We start from the raw sequence: 16455 nt of genomic DNA, 5'->3' as shown, positions 1-16455 counted from the left end.
ACGTGGGATCGCACCCAGAAGCTAGAAGGCCGGGTTGAACGGCCAGCGTCACTGCCATTAACTTTCCATGGGGATCCGGTAGAGCAACTCTGGCCGGCCCACCCCTCCGTACCGCGGCGCGCGCTCGGCCACCCCCAGCTCCACCAGGTGTTCCAGGTAGCGGCGCGCGGTCACCCTGGACACTCCGACGGCGTCGGCCACGGCCTGCGCGGCCATGCCGTCCGGTTCCCCGCGCAGCCGCGCCGCCACGGCGTCCAGCGTGTCCCTCGCCAGGCCTTTCGACAGCTCCGAACTGCCCCTGAGGGTGCCCAGCACGCGGTCCACGTCGCCCTGCCCGATGGCCAGGCCCGCCTCGTCCTTGAACCGGGCGTGACGCGTGAGCTTCTCCAGCAGTGCCGCGTAGGTGAACGGCTTGAGCAGGTACTGGGAGATGCCGAGCGACACCGCGGAACGGACCATGGCCAGGTCGCGCGCGGACGTGACGGCGATCACGTCGCACATGAGCCCGCCCGCGCGCACCGCCCGCACCACCTCCAGCCCGTGCATGTCCGGCAGGTACAGGTCGAGCAGGACGAGGTCCACCTGCCGCCCGCGCAGGAACCGCAGCGCCTCACCGCCCGACCTGACCACGCCCGCCACCTCGAACCCCGGCACCCGCCCCACGTAGATGCGGTTGGCCTCGGCGGTGATCTCCTCGTCCTCCACCACCAGTACGGAGATCATCGTTCCCTCCCCGCCGCCGGTGCGGGCAGGCGCACGGTGAACACCGACCCCGCCACCTCGATGGAACCGCCCAGCCGCCGCACCGCCTGGCCCACCAGCGCCAGGCCGAGCCCGCGTCCGTCGCCCTTGGTCGTCCATCCCTTCTCGAACGCCTCCTGCCCGGTCAGCCCGGGCCCGTCGTCGGCCACCCGGATCAGCAGGCCCCGCTCGTCCGCGCTCAGATGCACCTCCACCCGTCCGGCCGCGTCAATCGCGTTGTCGATCAGGTTGCCCACGATCGTGACGAGCTCGCGCGGATCCAGGCCGGGGTCGTCGAGCTCGCTGTCCTGCGTGATCACCAGCTCGATGCCGCGCTCGGCGGCTTCTGCGCTCTTGCCCAGCAGCAGTGCCGCCAGCACCGGCTCGCGCACCGCGCCCACCACCCGGTCGGTCAGCTCCTGCGCGGCCCGCAGCTCCGCCGTCCCCAGCGCCACGGCCTCCTCCGTACGGCCCAGTTCCACCAGCGTGACGACCGTGTGCAGCCGGTTGGCCGCCTCGTGCGCGGCAGAGCGCAGCGAGTCGGCGAAACCGCGCTCGGCGTCGAGCTGACCGGTCAGCGCCTGCAGCTCCGTGTGGTCGCGTACGGTCACCACCGTGCCCAGTTCGCTCGCGGCGACGTTGACGGCGAGGACCCGGTCGCCGGCCAGGCGGACGCGCTCCTCCCCGCCGGCCGCCAACTCCGCCAGGCCCAGCTCGGCCACGTGCCGCCCTTCGGCATCCGCTGGCAGGCGGAGCAGGTGCCGGGCGGCGTCGTTGCACAACGTCAGGGCGCCGTCCTTGCCGACGAGCAGCAGCCCCTCCCTGACCGCGTGCAGCACGGCGTCGTGGTGGCCGTGGATGCGGCCCAGCTCCACCGGCCCGAGCCCGTGCGTCTGGCGGCGCAGGCGCGCGGTGACGAGCCACGTCCCCGCCGCGCCCAGGCCGAGCGCCAGCGCCACGACGAGCCCGGCCCAGGGGAGCCGGTCGAGCAGCCTGGCGCTGATCCTGTCGATCGTGATGCCGGCGCTCACCAGTGCCCGCACCCGGCCGCCCGCCATGACGGGGGTGACCGCCCGCTTGGACGGCCCGAGCGTGCCCGTGTACGTCTCGGTGACCGTCTCGCCCGCCAGCGCCCGCCCGGTGTGCCCGAGGAACCGCCCGCCGATCCTGGCCGGGTCGGGGTGCGTGTAGCGTGTGCCGTCCGGCCGCATGATCGTGATGAAGTCGACGCCGGTCGCGCCGCGCACCCGCTCCGCGTACGGCTGCAGCCGCCCCGACGGGTCGGGGTCGCCGAGGGCGTCCAGCACGTCCGGAGAGGCCGCCACACTGAGCGCCACGGCCCTGGCCGTGCCCTACGTGACCTGCGTGCTGTTCGTCGGCGTCGTGCTCGGCGCCATCCTGTGGCTGGTGGCCAGGATCAACCTGTGGGGGCTGCTGCGCTATCTCGGCCGCGAGTTCCTGCTCATCCTGTCGACCTCGTCGTCGGAGACGGCTCTGCCCAGGCTCATCGCCAAGATGGAGCATCTCGGCGTGAGCAGGACGGTCGCGGGCATCACCGTGCCGACCGGCTACTCCTTCAACCTCGACGGCACCGCCATCTACCTGACCATGGCCACGCTGTTCATCGCCACGGCCACGGGCTCGCCGCTCGAGTTCGGCGAGCAGGTGGCGCTGCTGGTGTTCATGATGATCGCGTCCAAGGGGGCCGCGGGCGTGACCGGCGCCGGGCTGGCCACGCTGGCGGGCGGCCTGCAGGCGCACCGGCCCGAACTGGTCGACGGCGTCGGCCTCATCGTCGGCATCGACCGGTTCATGTCCGAGGCCAGGGCGTTGACCAACTTCGCCGGCAACGCCGTCGCCGCCGTACTCGTCGGCACCTGGACGGGCGAGTTCGACCGCGAGCGCGCGGGCCGGGTGCTGGCCGGCCAGGCGCCGTTCGACGAGGCCACGCTGCTGGACGAGACCGAGCCGCAGGAAGCCGGGTCCGGCCGCGAGATGACGAAGGTCTAACCCGGTGCGCGAGGCGAGTGCGCCGTCACTCCGCGAGCGGCAGCCGCAGGACGAACCTCGCCCCGCCCCGGCACTCCTCGACCGCGATCCGGCCGCCGTGCGCCTCCGCCACGTCCCGGGCGATGGCCAGGCCCAGCCCGGTGCCGCCGGCGTCGCGGCTGCGGGCCGCGTCGAGTCGGGTGAAGCGTTCGAAGATGCGTTCGCGGTCCTCCACGGCGATCTCCATGCCGTCGTTCTCCACCGCCAGTACCGCCATGCCGTCCGCGCGGGAAACCTTGACGAGGACCCGGGACTCGGCGTGCCGCTGGGCGTTGTCCAGCAGGTTCGTCAGCACCCTGCTGAGCTGGACGCGTACCCCTTCGATCACCACCCCCTCGGCCAGCTTCACCTGGACGGGCACCTTGTCCGAGCGGGTGGACAGCTCCTGGCGCACCAGCAACGCCAGATCGATGCGCTCCTTGGCGGTGTCCGCCTGGGAGCCGATCCTGGCCAGGAGCAGCAGGTCGGTGATGATGGCCTGCAGGCGGTCGGTGTCGCGCAGGCTGCCGGCCACCAGCGCTTCGACGTCGGTGTCGTCCGGATAGAGCTGGGCGCTCTCCAACTGGGCGCGCAGCCCGGCGATGGGGGTGCGCAGCTCGTGGGAGGCGTCGGAGGCGAACTGGCGCTGCTGCTCGGCCGACCGTTCGAGCCGGGCCAGGGTGTTGTTGACCGAGCGGGCGAGCTGGGCCAGTTCGTCGTCGCCCGGTGGCTGGGAGACGCGGTGGCTCAGGTCGCCGGCCCCGACGGCGTTCAGCTCGGACCGCATGACCGCCACCGGCCGCAACGCCCTGCCCGTGACGAGCCACGTGGTCCACGAGGCCAGCCCGATCAGCACCGCCACCTGGACGAAGACGATCACGTCCAGAACGCGGGTGTCGAGCACCTCGGGGGTCCTGCGGCCGGCGTAGACGACAGGGGAGTCGGCGAAGATGGTCACCCGCACCGCCGACAGGTGCACGCACTCGGTCGGCAGGCAGTTGACGGTGCTGATGTCCTGGGTCTCCTTGCTGGGACGGACGTCGCTGAGCGGCGGTAGGTTCCTGGCCGCGTCGCTCGTGGCGAGGATCTGCCCGCTGGGGCCGACGACCTGGATCAGGTCGACCGGCGGGTTCACCACCGGGATGGCGGCGCCCGCGGGCAGCGCGCCGCCGCGCATCTCGGCGGCGATGCGCTCGGCGGTGTCCCTCGTCGACTGGAAGACGTTCGCCTCGATGACGGATCTGGAAACCACGATGCCGACGATGGCGAGAGGGATGAACACGAGGGCGGCGACAGCCGTCGCGATGAGGGTCACGCGTCCGCGCAGGGACCTGGCCCACCAGGGTGCCACCCCCCGAGGTTACCGAGGGTGACCGCTGCTGTATGCCGCGTCAGGACAAAGATTCGCCCAACCGTTCAGCGCTGGAGCCAGACCGTGGTGTCGGGCGGCACGGACCCGTCGCCCGGCAGCGGCCCGCTGGTCACCAGCACCTCCCCCGTCACGCCGGGCCGCACCGGCTCCTCACCCGTGTTGACCACCACGACCAGGCCGGGGTCGCGCTCGATGGCCAGCACGTCCTCGGGAGAGTCGAGCCACGTGAGCGTCCCGCCGCCGAGCGCCGGGTGCTCCTTGCGGATCCGCAGGGCGGCCCGGTAGAGGTTCAGCGTGGAGCCGGGATCGTCCTCCTGGGCCTGCGCCGACAGCGCCGCCCACGACGCGGGCATCGGCAGCCACGGGTCCGTCCATCCCATGTCGCCGGAGCTCGTCCACGGGATCGGCACCCGGCAGCCGTCGCGGCTGTCGCCGCGGCGCAGGAACGCCGGGTCCTGGCGCAGTTCGTCCGGCAGGTCGAGCACCTCGGGCAGGCCCAGCTCCTCGCCGTTGTAGAGGTAGGCCGAGCCGGGCAGGGCCAGCATGAGCAGGGTGGCCGCCCGCGCGCGGGCCAGGCCGCCGTGGCGCGTGACGTGGCGCGGCTTGTCGTGGTTGGACAGCACCCACGTGGTGGGCGCGCCGACCAGCTCCGCCTCCTTCAGCGACTTCTCGATGACGGTACGGAACGACTTGGCGTGGAAGTCGGCCAGCATGAAGTCGAAGTTGAAGGCCTGGTGCAGCTCGTCCGGGCCGATGTAACGGGCCAGCCTCTCCGGCGAGGGCACCCACGCCTCCGCCACCGCCATCCTGCCGCCCGGGTAGGAGTCGAGGATCGGCCGCCACTCGCGGTAGATGTCGTGCACGCCGTCCTGGTCGAAGTACGGCACCTGCTCGCCGCCGAGCATCTCGGCCTGTCGTCCGTCCTTGGATCCCACGTCGGGCAGCCCCTCGGCCTTGACCATGCCGTGCGCCACGTCGATGCGGAAGCCGTCCACGCCCCGGTCGAGCCAGAAGCGCAGGATGTCACGGAACTCGGCGCGTACGTCGGGGTTCTCCCAGTTGAGGTCGGGCTGTTCCGGGGCGAACAGGTGGAGGTACCACTGCCCGTCCTCGACCTGGGTCCACGCGGGGCCACCGAAGATCGACTCCCAGTCGTTGGGGCGGTCGCGGAAGATGTAGCGGTCGCGCATCCCGGCCTGGAACCACGGGTGCCGGTCGGAGGTGTGGTTCGGCACAAGGTCCACGATGACTCTGATGCCGGCCTCGTGCGCGTCGGCGACGAGCGCGTCGAAGTCGCCGAGCGTGCCGAACATGGGGTCGACGTCCTGGTAGTCGGCCACGTCGTAGCCGCCGTCGGCCATGGGGGAGGTGTAGAAGGGGCTCAGCCAGATGGCGTCCACGCCCAGGCGCGCGAGGTAGGGCAGGCGCCCGCGCACGCCTTCGAGATCTCCGACGCCGTCCCTGTCGGAGTCGGCGAAGCTGCGGGGATACACCTGGTACACGACGGCGTCGCGCCACCAGTCGTCGTTGCCGAGCATGGTGTCCTTCCCTCGGATGTCCGAGATGTCGGGATCTTCTGGTGAAGGATGGCGCGACCGTTCTCCGGGGGTCAAGTGCAACTTGCGGAAAGTTGCAGAGATCACGTCGTCCCGCACGGAGCCGGTCACGAGGCCGGACGGGCCGCTGGTCCGTCGGCGCGGTTGCGTAATTCCCGCGGCGCATAACGGAGAGGTCAGGGGTTCGGGGAGTTCTGGCGTCCCGCGCGATGATCACGCTACGGTTGCTTTCCCAGTGATCCATGTTTCAAATAGATAGTGGTGTGCTCGCATGAGGCCGTTGTCCGTAGCCGTCATCGTTTCACTCCTGCCTGCCGCTCCCGCCGCAGCCCAGGCTCACGCGGGAACGACGTACTACGTCGACTCCCGCGCGGGGGACGACGCGGCCGCCGGCACCAGCGCGAGCACCGCGTGGAAGACGCTCGACAAGGCCGTCGCCGACCTCGAGCCGGGCGACACCGTCAGCGTCAGGCGCGGCAGCGGCTTCACCGGCCCCCTCACCCTCACCTCCAGCGGCACCAAGGCCAAGCCGATCACGCTCACGACGCACGGCTCAGGAGCCAGGCCCAAGATCACCGGCTCGGACGACGACTGCGTCGTCGTCAAGGGCGACCACTGGCGCATCAGCGGCCTGCGGGCCTCCGGCTGCCGCTGGGCCGGGTTCCAGATCGACGGCCACGACAACGAGCTGATCGGCGTGGAGGCCGACAAGAACATCGCCGGCGCCTTCGTCACGCCCTCCGGCGCCCGCAACACCATCCGTGACAGCGTCTTCACCGACAACAACCGGATGAGCGTCAACGACAAGGGCGGCGACAACGACTCCGGCGCCTTCGGCGTGCTGCTCAACGGCGACGACAACGTGGTGACCGGCAACACCATCACCGGCAGCTTCGCGAAGAGCAAGGACTACGGCCACGACGGGGCCGCCGTCGAGGTCTTCGGCGGCGACCGCAACCGCGTCACCCACAACATCGCCAGGAACAATGTGACGTTCACCGAGCTCGGGGCCAAGAAGGGCAAGACGGCCACCGGCAACGTGTTCGCCTTCAACGTCGTCACCTCCTCCCGGAAGCGCGGCTCCTTCCTCGTCACCCGCGGCCCCCGCCACATCGTCGGCCCGGTCAAGGGCACGGTCGCCGTGCACAACTCGGTCTACCTGCCGGCCAAGCACACCGTCGGCTGGTCCTGCCACGACGGCTGCGCGCCGTCCATCCTGAAGCTGCGCAACAATGTGATCGTGGTCGGCGGCGAGACCGGCTTCGCGGACGGCAAGGGCGCCGACGAGGGCGGCAGCGTCTACAAGGGCCGCAAGCACAGGTTCAAGCTGGGCCCGAAGTCGGTCAAGGCCGACCCGATGTTCACCTCGCGCACCGACCTGCGGCTACGTCCCGGCTCCCCGGCGCTCGGCCGCGGCATCGCCCTTCCCCCGTCCTGGTACGGCGGCAAGGCCTTCGCCAAGGACATGAAGGGCAAGGCGCTGACCGGCTCGCCCGACGCGGGGGCCTATCAGCGCTGACCCGCGGCCCGTCCGCCGGGTCTAAAGTGAACCGTGTGCTCCACGATGTCCGCGCTCCGCTGGTGAGGCAGCTCGCCGAGTCCGACGCCCCACGCCGCTACTGGCACATGGGCGACGAGGACGGGCGGGCCTGGTTGTTCGAGAGCGTCGAGGGCGACGGCGAGCACTGGGCGGTCAGGCAGGTGGAGGTGGGCGCCGACCGGGCCGCCCGCCGCTACTGGTGGCGGCGGCTGCAGGACGACGACGGCTTCCTGACCGACCAGCCGCTGGAGATCTGGGAGCTCACCGAGATCACCGAGGAGGCGTTCGAGGCCGTCTGGGCGGCCGCCGGCTGAGCCCGCCCGGCTAACGGGCGGAATAGCTCGCCAGGCCGTTGATCATCAGGCGCACGGCCGTGTCGAAGGTGCGGGCCGTCTCCTCGGGGTCGTCCGGCCCGTGGCCCTGGAGCTCGGTGGTGATCAGCCCGGTGACGAACGCGTGCAGCACGTCGCTCGTCCGCCGCAACTCGGGCTCCGGCACCCCGGCCATGCGCAGGATGCGGTAGAGGGTCACCCAGATCGCCAGCGTACGGTCCTCGATGATCTCCCAGTGGGCGTGCAGATAGGTCCACATGGCCGGGTGGCTGCGCGCGTGCCGGTAGTAGGCCAGGGCGAGGAGCCGGAGCTGGTCCTGCCAGGGGGTGCCGTCGTCCTCCGGCAGGTGCACGCGCTGCTGGATCGTGCCGCAGATCAGCCGGATCAGCGCGTCCTTGCTCGCCACGTGGTGGTAGAGCGACATCGGGTTGACGTCCAGCTCGGCCGCCAGTCTGCGCATGGACAACGCCTCCACGCCGCCCTCGTCGATCAGGCGCAGTGCCGTCGTGCTGATCTCCTCCAGCGTCAGAGGCGTCCCTCTGCGCGCGCTCACAGCCATACGCCGTATGGTAGCGTCCGCCATACGGTGTATGGCTACTCAAGGGAGCTCTCATGGCACGCATCCCCGCCCCGCCGGGCCTGCCCGTCGTGGGCAACACGCTGCAGATCCCCTCGCACGCCCCGGTCGACCACTTCGTCAAGGTCGCCTCCCAGTACGACGAGGGCATCTACCGGCTCGAGATCGCCGGTCGCGTCCTCGTCCTCGTGTACGATCCGGACCTGGTCGCGGAGGTGTGCGACGAGAGCCGGTTCGTCAAGCGCATCGGCCCGCCGCTGTCGATCGTGCGCGACTTCGCCGGCGACGGGCTGTTCACCGCCGACCATGACGAACCCGTCTGGGGACAGGCGCACCGCATCCTGATGCCGGCCTTCAGCCAGCGCTCGATGAAGGCGTACTACCCGCAGATGCTGGAGGTCGCCGAGCAGCTCGTCGCCTCGTGGGCCGGCCGTCAGGGGGAGGACCTTCCCGTCGCCGACGACATGACCCGGCTCACCCTGGACACGATCTCGCTCACCGGGTTCGGCTACCGCTTCCAGTCGTTCGACTCGCCCGAGCTGCACCCGTTCCTCAAGGCCATGGGCGGCGCGTTGACCGAGGCCATGCTCCGCAACCAGCAGCTCCCGCTCGTCACCAGGCTGCAGCGCAAGCGCGAGGAGACCTACCGGCGCGACATCGCCACCATGCACGACCTCGTCGACGACGTGATCAGCCAGCGCCGCGCCGAGGGCCGTACCGGCTCGAAGGACCTGCTCGGGCTCATGCTGGAGGCGTCCGACCCGCGCAGCGGCGCCCGTCTGTCCGACGAGAACATCCGCAACCAGGTCCTCACCTTCCTCATCGCCGGGCACGAGACCACCAGCGGCCTGCTCTCCTTCGCGCTGTACAACCTGCTGCGCGAGCCTCACACCCTGGCCCGCGCGTACGACGAGGTGGACCGCCTGCTGCCGGACGACGAGCCGCCGGCGTACGAGACGATCATGAAGCTCGACGTGATCCCCCGCATCCTGGAGGAGACGCTGCGTGTCTGGTCGCCGATTCCGCTGTTCGGCGTGACCCCGGTCGAGACCACCACCACGCTCGGCGACTACGCCCTGCCCGAAGGCGCCAGGCTCGCCGTGCTGCTGCCGGCGTTGCACCGCCATCCCAAGGCGTGGGACAGGCCCGGCGAGTTCGACATCGACCGCTGGCTGCCCGAGCAGCGCGTGGCCCACCGCCCGGCGGCGTACAAGCCGTTCGGAAACGGCGAGCGGGCCTGCATCGGGCGCCAGTTCGCGCTCACCGAGGCCAGGCTCGCCCTGGCGCTGGTCCTGCGGCGGTTCGCCCTGTCCGACCCGGGCGTCTACCGCATGAAGATCAAGCAGATGCTCACCCTCAAGCCCGACGGCTTCACGCTCAGGGTCCGTGAGCGCCGCGCCCACGAGCGGACGGCCATGGCCCTGCCGGACGTGCGCGAGAGCGAGCAGCAGGACATCGCCGTCACCGGCGTGCCGCTCACCGTCGCCTACGGCTCCAACCTCGGCACCAGCGCCGACATCGCCGAACGCCTGGCCGAACGGGCCGGGCGGGCCGGCTTCGCCACCACGCTGACGTCGCTCGACGAGCTGACGCCGCCCGCCGGGGGCCTGCTCGTCGTGGTCGCCTCCTCCTACAACGGCAAGGCTCCCGACAACGCCCAGCGCTTCGACGCGCTCGAGTCGCTGCCCGACCTGTCCGGGGTGCGGCTGGCCGTGCTGGGGTGCGGCAACACGCAGTGGCCCACCTACCAGGAATTTCCGAGACGGGCGTACGAGAAGCTGACGGCGGCGGGAGCCGTGCCCCTGGTCGAGCGTGGCGAGGCCGACACGGACGGCGACTTCGACGGCGACGTGTCGGCCTGGACGGCGCGGTTGTGGGAGGCGCTGGCCGAGGAGTACAGCGCGCCCACGGCCGGCGTGGGCCCCCGCTACGAGATGGAGGTGCTCAGCGAGACCGAGGTCAGGCCGGCGGTCGTCTCCGAGCGGGCCTTCCCGCTGACCGTCGTCTCCACCGAGGAGCTGACCGGCGACCCCGCCGGACTCTGGGACTTCTCGATCGAGGCGCCCCGCCCCGGCGTGCGGACCATCGTGGCCAGGCTGCCCGAGGGCGTCACGTACACCGCGGGCGACCACGTGGCCGTCTTCGCCAAGAACGACCCCGAGCTGGTCGAGTGGGCGCTCGGCCGCCTGCGCGTCCCCCGCGACCAGGTGGTACGGCTGCGCGCCGCCGGAGCCACCCACCTGCCCGTCGGCACGCCGGTCACGGCGGGCCTGCTGCTGACCGAGTTCGCGGAGCTGCAGGAGGTCGCCACCAGGTCCGACCTGGAGGCGCTGGCCGCGCACACCGCCTGCCCGTGGACCCGCGGCCAGATCGCCGAGCTGACCGCGAACTACGCCGACGAGATCCTCGCCAAGCGGATCTCCCCGCTGGTCCTGCTCGACCGTTTCCCCGCGATCGAGCTGCCGCTGCCCGCGTTCCTGGAGATGGCCGGGCCGATCAGGCCGCGCTACTACTCGGTGTCCTCCTCGCCGCTGGCCGATCCCGGGCTCGTCCGGCTCACCGTCGGCCTGGTCGAGGGGCCCGCCTGGTCCGGCTCCGGCACCTACCACGGCATGTGCTCGGCGTACCTGGCCGGGCTGAGGGAGGGCGACGTCTTCTACGGCTACGTGCGGGTCCCCGCGCCGCCGTTCCGGCTGCCCGCCGACCCGGCCACGCCCGTGGTCCTCGTCGGGCCAGGCACCGGGTTCGCGCCGCTGCGCGGCTTCCTGGAGGAGCGGGCGCTGACCGGCGCGAGCGGACCGGCCGCGGTCTTCACCGGCTGCCGTCACCCGGCCCACGACCAGCTCTACGCGGGCGAGCTGGCCGCCTGGGCCGCCTCGGACACGGTGACCGTGCACGCCGCGTACTCCGCGGTGCCGGGGCATCCCTACCGGTTCGTGCAGGATGCCGTCGCCGCGCGCGCGGACGAGGTGTGGGAGCTGCTGGAGCAGGGCGCCCACGTCTACGTCTGCGGCGACGGCCTGCGGATGGCGCCGGCCGTGCGGCAGGCGCTGCTGGACGTCCACCAGCGGGCGACCGGCCGCGACGGCGCGGGGTGGCTGGCCGGGCTGGAGGCGGACGGCCGCTACCAGCAGGACGTCTTCGCCTGACGCTCCGTCGAGGGCCCCGGACGTGCGGGCTGGTCAGCAGAACGTGGTGTCCAGGGCCTTCTGCAGGGCGTCGGCGGGGGTCGTCCCGCTGTAGGGGTTGCCGGACATCACCAGGGTGCGGCCGTCGTCCGAGCGCAGCGCGTACGTGAGGTAGCCGAAGATGCCGCCGCTGTGGCCGTGGAGGCTCTTGCCGCACGTCGTGCCGAACTTCTGCAAACCGAGCCCGTAGTCTTGGCCATCGCCCGCCGGCTGCGTGGCGCGCATCTGCCTGAGCGCGGACGCGCTGGTCAGCTTCCCGCCCAGCAGGGCGCCGAGGAAGCGGGTCAGGTCGGCCGTGGTCGAGATCATCTCGCCGGCGCCGTACTCCAGGGAGGGGTTGATCCGGGTGGCGTCCACCATCTTGCCCTTGTGGAGGACGTAGCCGCGGGCGTGCGGCCGGGGCATCGACTGCCGGTGGCCCGGCAGGGACGTGTGGGTCAGGCGGAGGGGGCGCAGGATCCTGGCGGTGATCGCGTCGGCGTACGAGCCGCCCGTCAGTTTCTCGATCAGCATGGCGGCCACCACGTAGTTCGTGTTGGAGTAGCGCCGGCCCTTGCCGGGCTTGAAGTAGGGCGGCCTGGACAGCCCTACGGCCAGCAGTTCCTCCGGCGTCTGGTCGTAGCGCGACTCGACCGGCCGGAAGTCGCGCAGCGACCAGCCGGGGATGCCGGCGCCCGCGTAGTCGAACAGCCCGCTGGTGTGGCCGAGCAGTTGCCGCACCGTGATCGGGCTGCCCTCGGGCAACGCGCCGGGCAGGTGTTCGGAGACGCGGTCGCCGAGCTTCAGCCGGCCTTCGTCGGCGAGTTGCAGCACGACGGTGGCCACGAACGTCTTGGTGACGCTGCCGATCCGGAAATGGCCTTCGGGGTCGGCCGGCTCGCGTGAGACCACGTCGCGGTACCCGGCCGCGGCCGTCCAGTCCTTGCCCTTGTCGCTGACCCTGACCAGGGCCGCCGACATGGCCTTGGCCTTCACCAGGTCGCCGAGCTGCCGTTCGAGGGATTCCAGGCGGTCGTTCCCGGGCGCGAGAGAGGTGAGAACGAGCGAAAGAGCGGCGATCTTGACGGAAATCATGGGGACGACTGTAGAAATGAGGGGAGGACCGGGCCATGCGGTGCGCCATACGATGACCTGCGGAAAACCGCACCACCCTTTATCGACAATCCGGACTTAACGCTGCATGCTGGGATATAAACCGCAGCATGTGCGACACATCCGTGGAACATGCTCGAAATGTCGCCACGGCACTGTGGAAACCTCTGGAAAGGGGGGCGCGATGCTGCTGCGACTGAGGGTGTCCCTACCCGACAGACCGGGCGGTCTGGGGCAGGTCGCCAAGGCGCTGGGAGCGCTGGGGGCCGACATCCTGCAGGTCGTCGTGCTCGAACGCGAGTGCGGCCGGGCCGTGGACGACTTCACCGTCTCCTGGCCGGGCCCGATCACCCCGTGCGAGGCGCGCGAGCGGCTGTCCTCCATGCCCGGCGTACGCGTCGAAGGAGTCTGGCAGACCAGGGAGATGCCGGGATCCGCCCCCGACTACGACCTGTTGACGCACGTCGCGGCCGAGCCCGCACGGGGGTTCGCCACGCTGGTCGACGCGCTGCCCGGACTGTGCGGAGCGGAATGGTCGGTGGCCGTGGCCGACGGGGCCGTACGGCACGCCTCGCTGGCCGCCCCCGCGGAGTTCGAGCCTCCGGACCGCCCGCCTCGGGCCATGACCGTCGACGCCCGCGAGCTGCGGCTGATGGTGCTGCCGGTGGTCACCCAGGGCCTGCACGTGGTGGTCGCCAGGGCCGGCGGGCCGGTGTTCCACCGCGCCGAGGTGGAGCGCGCCGCGCGCATCGTGGACGTGGTCGCCACGCTCGCCGCCCGCCACGCGTCGGTACGCGCGGGTGATTGACCGGGCAATCACCTCGTCACTAACGTGAACGCGTCGACCGGTGTGAACAGGAGCCGCCCTTGACCGTTCACGAGCCCAGCATCGGCCGCTACTACGAGGACTTCACCGTCGGGGACGTCTACCAGCACCCCATGGGCCGCACCATCAGCGAGGCCGACAACACCTGGTTCACGCTCCTGACCATGAACACCAACCAGAACCACTTCAACGCCCACTTCGCCGCCCAGGCGCCCACCGGCAAGATCATCGTGAACTCCGGCCTGACCGTGGCCATCGTGCTCGGCCTCTCCGTCATCGACGTCAGCCAGACCGCGATCATGAACCTCGGCTGGGAGGGCATCCGACTCACCCACCCGGTGTTCGTGGGCGACACCGTCTACGCCGAGTCGAAGGTCACCGCGAAACGCGAGTCACGATCGCGCCCGTACGCGGGCATCGTCACCTGCTACACGCGCGGGCTCAACCAGGACGGCGACGAGATCATGTCGTGGACGCGCACCGTCATGGTCTACAAGCGTGACGCCCCGCACGACAAGAACCACTTCCCGCAGGCCAGGACCGGCCCCCTCTGATGACCCCTTCGACGGATCGGAAGCCATGGACTTCGAGCTGACGGACGAGCAGAAGGCGTTCCGCGAGACCCTGCGGGCGTTCGTGGACAAGGAGATCCTGCCGGTGGCCACCGAGTGGGAGCGCTCCGGCAGATACCCGGCCGAGATCATCGGCAAGATGAAGCAGATGGGGCTGTTCGGCCTCAGCGTGCCCGAGGAGTACGGCGGGATGGGCGCCGACATGGTGTCGTTCGCCCTCGTCTTCGAGGAGATCGCACGCGGCTGGATGGGCGTGGCCGGCACCATCGGCTCCCACTCGCTGGCCTGCTGGATGATCGCCCGCCACGGCACCGAGGAGCAGAAGGAGCGCCATCTGCCCGACCTGGCCGGCGGCGTGCGCCGTACCGCGATCGCGCTCACCGAACCGGGCGCGGGCACCGACCTGCAGGGCATCGGGACCCGCGCCGTACGCGACGGCGACCACTACGTCGTGACCGGCACCAAGACGTGGATCACCAACGCCCGCCACGCCGACCCGCTGCCCGTGCTCGTCAAGACCTCGGTCGAGGAGCCGGCGCACAGAGGCATGTCGGTGCTGCTCGTCGACCCGTCCACGCCGGGCTTCAGCGTCAGCCGTGATCTGCCCAAGCTCGGCTACAAGGGCACCGAGACGTGCGAGGTCGTGCTCGACGCGGTGCGCGTGCCGGTGTCCTGCCTGCTCGGAGGCGTCGAAGGGCGCGGGATGCAGCAGGTGCTCGGCGGGCTGGAGATCGGCCGCGTCAACATCGCGGCCCGCGCCGTCGGCGTCGCCCAGGCCGCCTACGACGCGGCGCTCGGCTACGCCCGCGAACGCACGGCCTTCGGGCAGCCGATCGCCGGCTTCCAGGCCATCCAGCTCAAGCTCGCCGACATGGCCACCGAGATCCAGGCCGCCCGCCTGCTCACCTACTGGGCGGCCGCGCGGGCCGACAGGGGGGAGCGGGTCGACATGGAGGCGGGCATGGCGAAGTACTTCGCCTCGGAGGTGGCGCTGAAGGCGTCGCTGGAGTCGATGCGCGTCCACGGCGGGTACGGCTACTCGCAGGAGTACGTCGTCGAACGGCTCTACCGGGACGCGCCGCTCATGGCCATCGGGGAGGGCACCAACGACATCCAGCGCATGGTGATCGCCCGTGCGCTCGTCTCCGGCAAGGGCCGCCTCGGCTGGTGACACGGGCCGTTTTTCCAGGGGTTCCGCGGAGTGCGAACGCCGTGCGGGCCGCATCACCCGGCCCGTTACGGGTAGGTTGGTGCGGGTGTCCGCAGCCACCTTCGCCTCCGCGTCCCCCCGCCCGCTGCCCGCTGCCCGGCTCGCCTGGCTGGACGCCCTGAGGGGCATCGGCGCGCTGGCGGTGGTGGCCGAACACATGCTGCCCTGGTTCATCCCCCAGCTACGGCCCTACTGGTTCAACATCGGCGTCTACGGCATCCTGGTGTTCTTCCTGGTCAGCGGCTACATCATCCCCGTCTCCCTCGAACGCCACGGCGACGTGCGCGCGTTCTGGTTCAGCCGGTTCTTCCGCCTCTACCCGCTCTACCTAGCCGTGATCGCCATGGTGCTGGCCCTCTCCTGGTGGGTGCCGGTGCGCGAGGCCGTCCCGCGCGACGCGAGCGCCGTGGCCGCACACGCGACCATGCTGCTCGACGTCGTCGGCGTCGGAGGCATGGCCGACACGATGTGGACGCTGTCGTACGAGATGGTGTTCTACCTGCTGGTCACGGCGCTGTTCCTGCTCAGGGGCCACGGCTACAGCGGGCTGCTGGCGATGGTGTTCGCGGCCGGCGCCGTCGTGGTCGGCCTGGTGACGTCGGGGGCGCTCATGGCGGGCGTCTGGCCGGCGTACGTGTCGTGCGCGGTGTTCGCGGCCGGGCTGGCGTGCGTCATCACGGGCAGGTTCCGCACCACCGCCGCCTGCGTGCTCGGGGTGATGGCGCTGCTGCTGCTGGTGCTGAGCAGCCGGGTCCCGTGGCTGGGCGTGGCGGTGGTCGCGGTGATGTTCGCCGGCACGGCCATCCACCGCTGGGAGCGCGGCGACGGGCGGCTGTGGCCGGTCGCGGTCACCACGGCGCTGGTCGTGATCGCGCCCCTGTGGGCCGTCACGAGTGGCTGGTGGTGGGTGCAGGGCGACGTGTGGCTGACCACGATCGCGCTGGCCGGCCTGACGTTCGCGGGCGGCATGGCGCTGCGCGGGCGGCGGCTGCCCAGGGTGCTCACCTGGCTCGGGCTGATCAGCTATTCGCTCTACCTGGTGCACCATCCGCTGCTGAAATATTTCGTGGCGGTCACGGGCGACCTGCGCCAGGCGGGTCTGCCGGTGCAGATCGGCATGAGCGTGCTGGTCATGATCCTGATCCTGGCCGGCAGCGCGCTCACCTACCGTTTCGTCGAGAAGCCCATGCAGGAGCTCGGCCGGCGCCTGTCAGGCAGGAGCGGCCACCGGCTCGAGAGCCCGGGCGATGTCCGGGCGCAGCCGGAGCGCCCGCGCGACGACGGCGTCCTCGGCGAGCAGGAAGCCGAGGTGCCTGACGGCGTGCGCGACCACGTTGGCCAGGGCGACCCGGTCGGGTGACGGTGTCGCGGGCGCCAGGCCGCGCGCGATCTCCAGCACGGGCACCTCGACCGCGGGCAGC

Annotated in this window: 14 protein-coding genes; 8 read left to right on the top strand and 6 right to left on the bottom strand. The window is 71.1% G+C overall.

Features of this window, described 5'->3' with window-relative positions; translation table 11 throughout:
- Positions 1 to 57: 57 nt before the first annotated feature.
- A complete protein-coding gene (locus tag GUY59_RS16220; protein WP_138200596.1) occupies positions 58 to 723 on the bottom strand; it encodes a response regulator in 666 nt (221 codons plus the stop codon).
- Positions 720 to 2078 (bottom strand): sensor histidine kinase, encoded by a 1359-nt coding sequence (locus GUY59_RS16215; protein ID WP_138200595.1) that lies wholly within the window; start codon positions 2076 to 2078, stop codon positions 720 to 722. The genes GUY59_RS16220 and GUY59_RS16215 overlap by 4 nt, the downstream gene beginning before the upstream one ends.
- Before the next feature lie 10 nt (positions 2079 to 2088).
- On the opposite strand from GUY59_RS16215, the gene GUY59_RS16210 reads away from it, so the two are divergent.
- On the top strand, positions 2089 to 2751 hold the full coding sequence (locus GUY59_RS16210; RefSeq protein WP_289513860.1) for a cation:dicarboxylate symporter family transporter: 663 nt from the start codon (positions 2089 to 2091) through the stop codon (positions 2749 to 2751).
- A gap of 25 nt (positions 2752 to 2776) precedes the next feature.
- On the opposite strand, the gene GUY59_RS16205 is transcribed toward GUY59_RS16210, so the two are convergent.
- Together GUY59_RS16205 and GUY59_RS16200 are read right to left on the bottom strand one after the other, a co-directional pair.
- Positions 2777 to 4120, bottom strand: coding sequence for a HAMP domain-containing sensor histidine kinase (locus GUY59_RS16205; RefSeq protein ID WP_138200594.1), 1344 nt, complete (start codon positions 4118 to 4120; stop codon positions 2777 to 2779).
- 65 nt (positions 4121 to 4185) lie between these two features.
- Positions 4186 to 5679 (bottom strand): glycoside hydrolase family 13 protein, encoded by a 1494-nt coding sequence (locus GUY59_RS16200; protein ID WP_138200593.1) that lies wholly within the window; start codon positions 5677 to 5679, stop codon positions 4186 to 4188.
- 289 nt (positions 5680 to 5968) lie between these two features.
- Between GUY59_RS16200 and GUY59_RS16195 the strand changes: the two genes are divergently transcribed.
- Together GUY59_RS16195 and GUY59_RS16190 are read left to right on the top strand one after the other, a co-directional pair.
- Positions 5969 to 7216 carry a right-handed parallel beta-helix repeat-containing protein gene (locus tag GUY59_RS16195; RefSeq protein WP_138200592.1) on the top strand — a complete coding sequence of 416 codons (1248 nt, stop codon included), beginning with the start codon at positions 5969 to 5971 and terminating at the stop codon, positions 7214 to 7216.
- Between the two features lie 35 nt (positions 7217 to 7251).
- Complete coding sequence (locus GUY59_RS16190) at positions 7252 to 7551, top strand: hypothetical protein (protein WP_132332717.1); 300 nt, start codon at positions 7252 to 7254, stop codon at positions 7549 to 7551.
- Between the two features lie 10 nt (positions 7552 to 7561).
- On the opposite strand, the gene GUY59_RS16185 is transcribed toward GUY59_RS16190, so the two are convergent.
- Complete coding sequence (locus GUY59_RS16185; RefSeq protein WP_161714565.1) at positions 7562 to 8128, bottom strand: TetR/AcrR family transcriptional regulator; 567 nt, start codon at positions 8126 to 8128, stop codon at positions 7562 to 7564.
- Positions 8129 to 8181: 53 nt separating this feature from the next.
- On the opposite strand from GUY59_RS16185, the gene GUY59_RS16180 reads away from it, so the two are divergent.
- The gene (locus GUY59_RS16180; protein WP_138200590.1) at positions 8182 to 11295 is read left to right on the top strand and encodes a bifunctional cytochrome P450/NADPH--P450 reductase; all 3114 of its coding nucleotides are present in this window, start codon (positions 8182 to 8184) and stop codon (positions 11293 to 11295) included.
- Between the two features lie 33 nt (positions 11296 to 11328).
- Here GUY59_RS16180 and GUY59_RS16175 read toward each other — a convergent pair whose 3' ends face one another.
- Positions 11329 to 12408 carry a serine hydrolase domain-containing protein gene (locus tag GUY59_RS16175; protein WP_138200589.1) on the bottom strand — a complete coding sequence of 360 codons (1080 nt, stop codon included), beginning with the start codon at positions 12406 to 12408 and terminating at the stop codon, positions 11329 to 11331.
- Positions 12409 to 12610: 202 nt separating this feature from the next.
- Between GUY59_RS16175 and GUY59_RS16170 the strand changes: the two genes are divergently transcribed.
- The 4 genes from GUY59_RS16170 to GUY59_RS16155 all read left to right on the top strand — a co-directional run bounded on the left by GUY59_RS16170 (position 12611) and on the right by GUY59_RS16155 (position 16394).
- The gene (locus tag GUY59_RS16170) at positions 12611 to 13234 is read left to right on the top strand and encodes an ACT domain-containing protein (RefSeq protein WP_138200588.1); all 624 of its coding nucleotides are present in this window, start codon (positions 12611 to 12613) and stop codon (positions 13232 to 13234) included.
- A 59-nt stretch (positions 13235 to 13293) separates the two neighbouring features.
- Entirely contained in the window at positions 13294 to 13806 is a 513-nt protein-coding gene (locus tag GUY59_RS16165) for a MaoC family dehydratase (protein WP_138200587.1), read from the top strand.
- A gap of 25 nt (positions 13807 to 13831) precedes the next feature.
- Positions 13832 to 14995 carry an acyl-CoA dehydrogenase family protein gene (locus GUY59_RS16160; protein ID WP_138200586.1) on the top strand — a complete coding sequence of 388 codons (1164 nt, stop codon included), beginning with the start codon at positions 13832 to 13834 and terminating at the stop codon, positions 14993 to 14995.
- 85 nt (positions 14996 to 15080) lie between these two features.
- Positions 15081 to 16394 (top strand): acyltransferase family protein, encoded by a 1314-nt coding sequence (locus tag GUY59_RS16155; RefSeq protein WP_252374908.1) that lies wholly within the window; start codon positions 15081 to 15083, stop codon positions 16392 to 16394.
- The last annotated feature ends 61 nt before the right edge of the window (positions 16395 to 16455 follow it).

The organism is Nonomuraea sp. K271, from assembly GCF_009908215.1.
Taxonomy (GTDB): domain Bacteria; phylum Actinomycetota; class Actinomycetes; order Streptosporangiales; family Streptosporangiaceae; genus Nonomuraea; species Nonomuraea longispora.
The sequence above is the reverse complement of the archived record's forward strand: the minus strand, read 5'-3'. Positions and strand labels throughout refer to the sequence as shown.

Coding starts and splice junctions, on each gene's coding strand:
- GUY59_RS16185 (WP_161714565.1), bottom strand. CDS start 8,128: ATGGCTGTGAGCGCGCGCAGAGGGACGCCTCTGACGCTGGAGGAGATC.
- GUY59_RS16160 (WP_138200586.1), top strand. CDS start 13,832: ATGGACTTCGAGCTGACGGACGAGCAGAAGGCGTTCCGCGAGACCCTG.
- GUY59_RS16220 (WP_138200596.1), bottom strand. CDS start 723: ATGATCTCCGTACTGGTGGTGGAGGACGAGGAGATCACCGCCGAGGCC.
- GUY59_RS16175 (WP_138200589.1), bottom strand. CDS start 12,408: ATGATTTCCGTCAAGATCGCCGCTCTTTCGCTCGTTCTCACCTCTCTC.
- GUY59_RS16200 (WP_138200593.1), bottom strand. CDS start 5,679: ATGCTCGGCAACGACGACTGGTGGCGCGACGCCGTCGTGTACCAGGTG.
- GUY59_RS16180 (WP_138200590.1), top strand. CDS start 8,182: ATGGCACGCATCCCCGCCCCGCCGGGCCTGCCCGTCGTGGGCAACACG.
- GUY59_RS16170 (WP_138200588.1), top strand. CDS start 12,611: ATGCTGCTGCGACTGAGGGTGTCCCTACCCGACAGACCGGGCGGTCTG.
- GUY59_RS16195 (WP_138200592.1), top strand. CDS start 5,969: ATGAGGCCGTTGTCCGTAGCCGTCATCGTTTCACTCCTGCCTGCCGCT.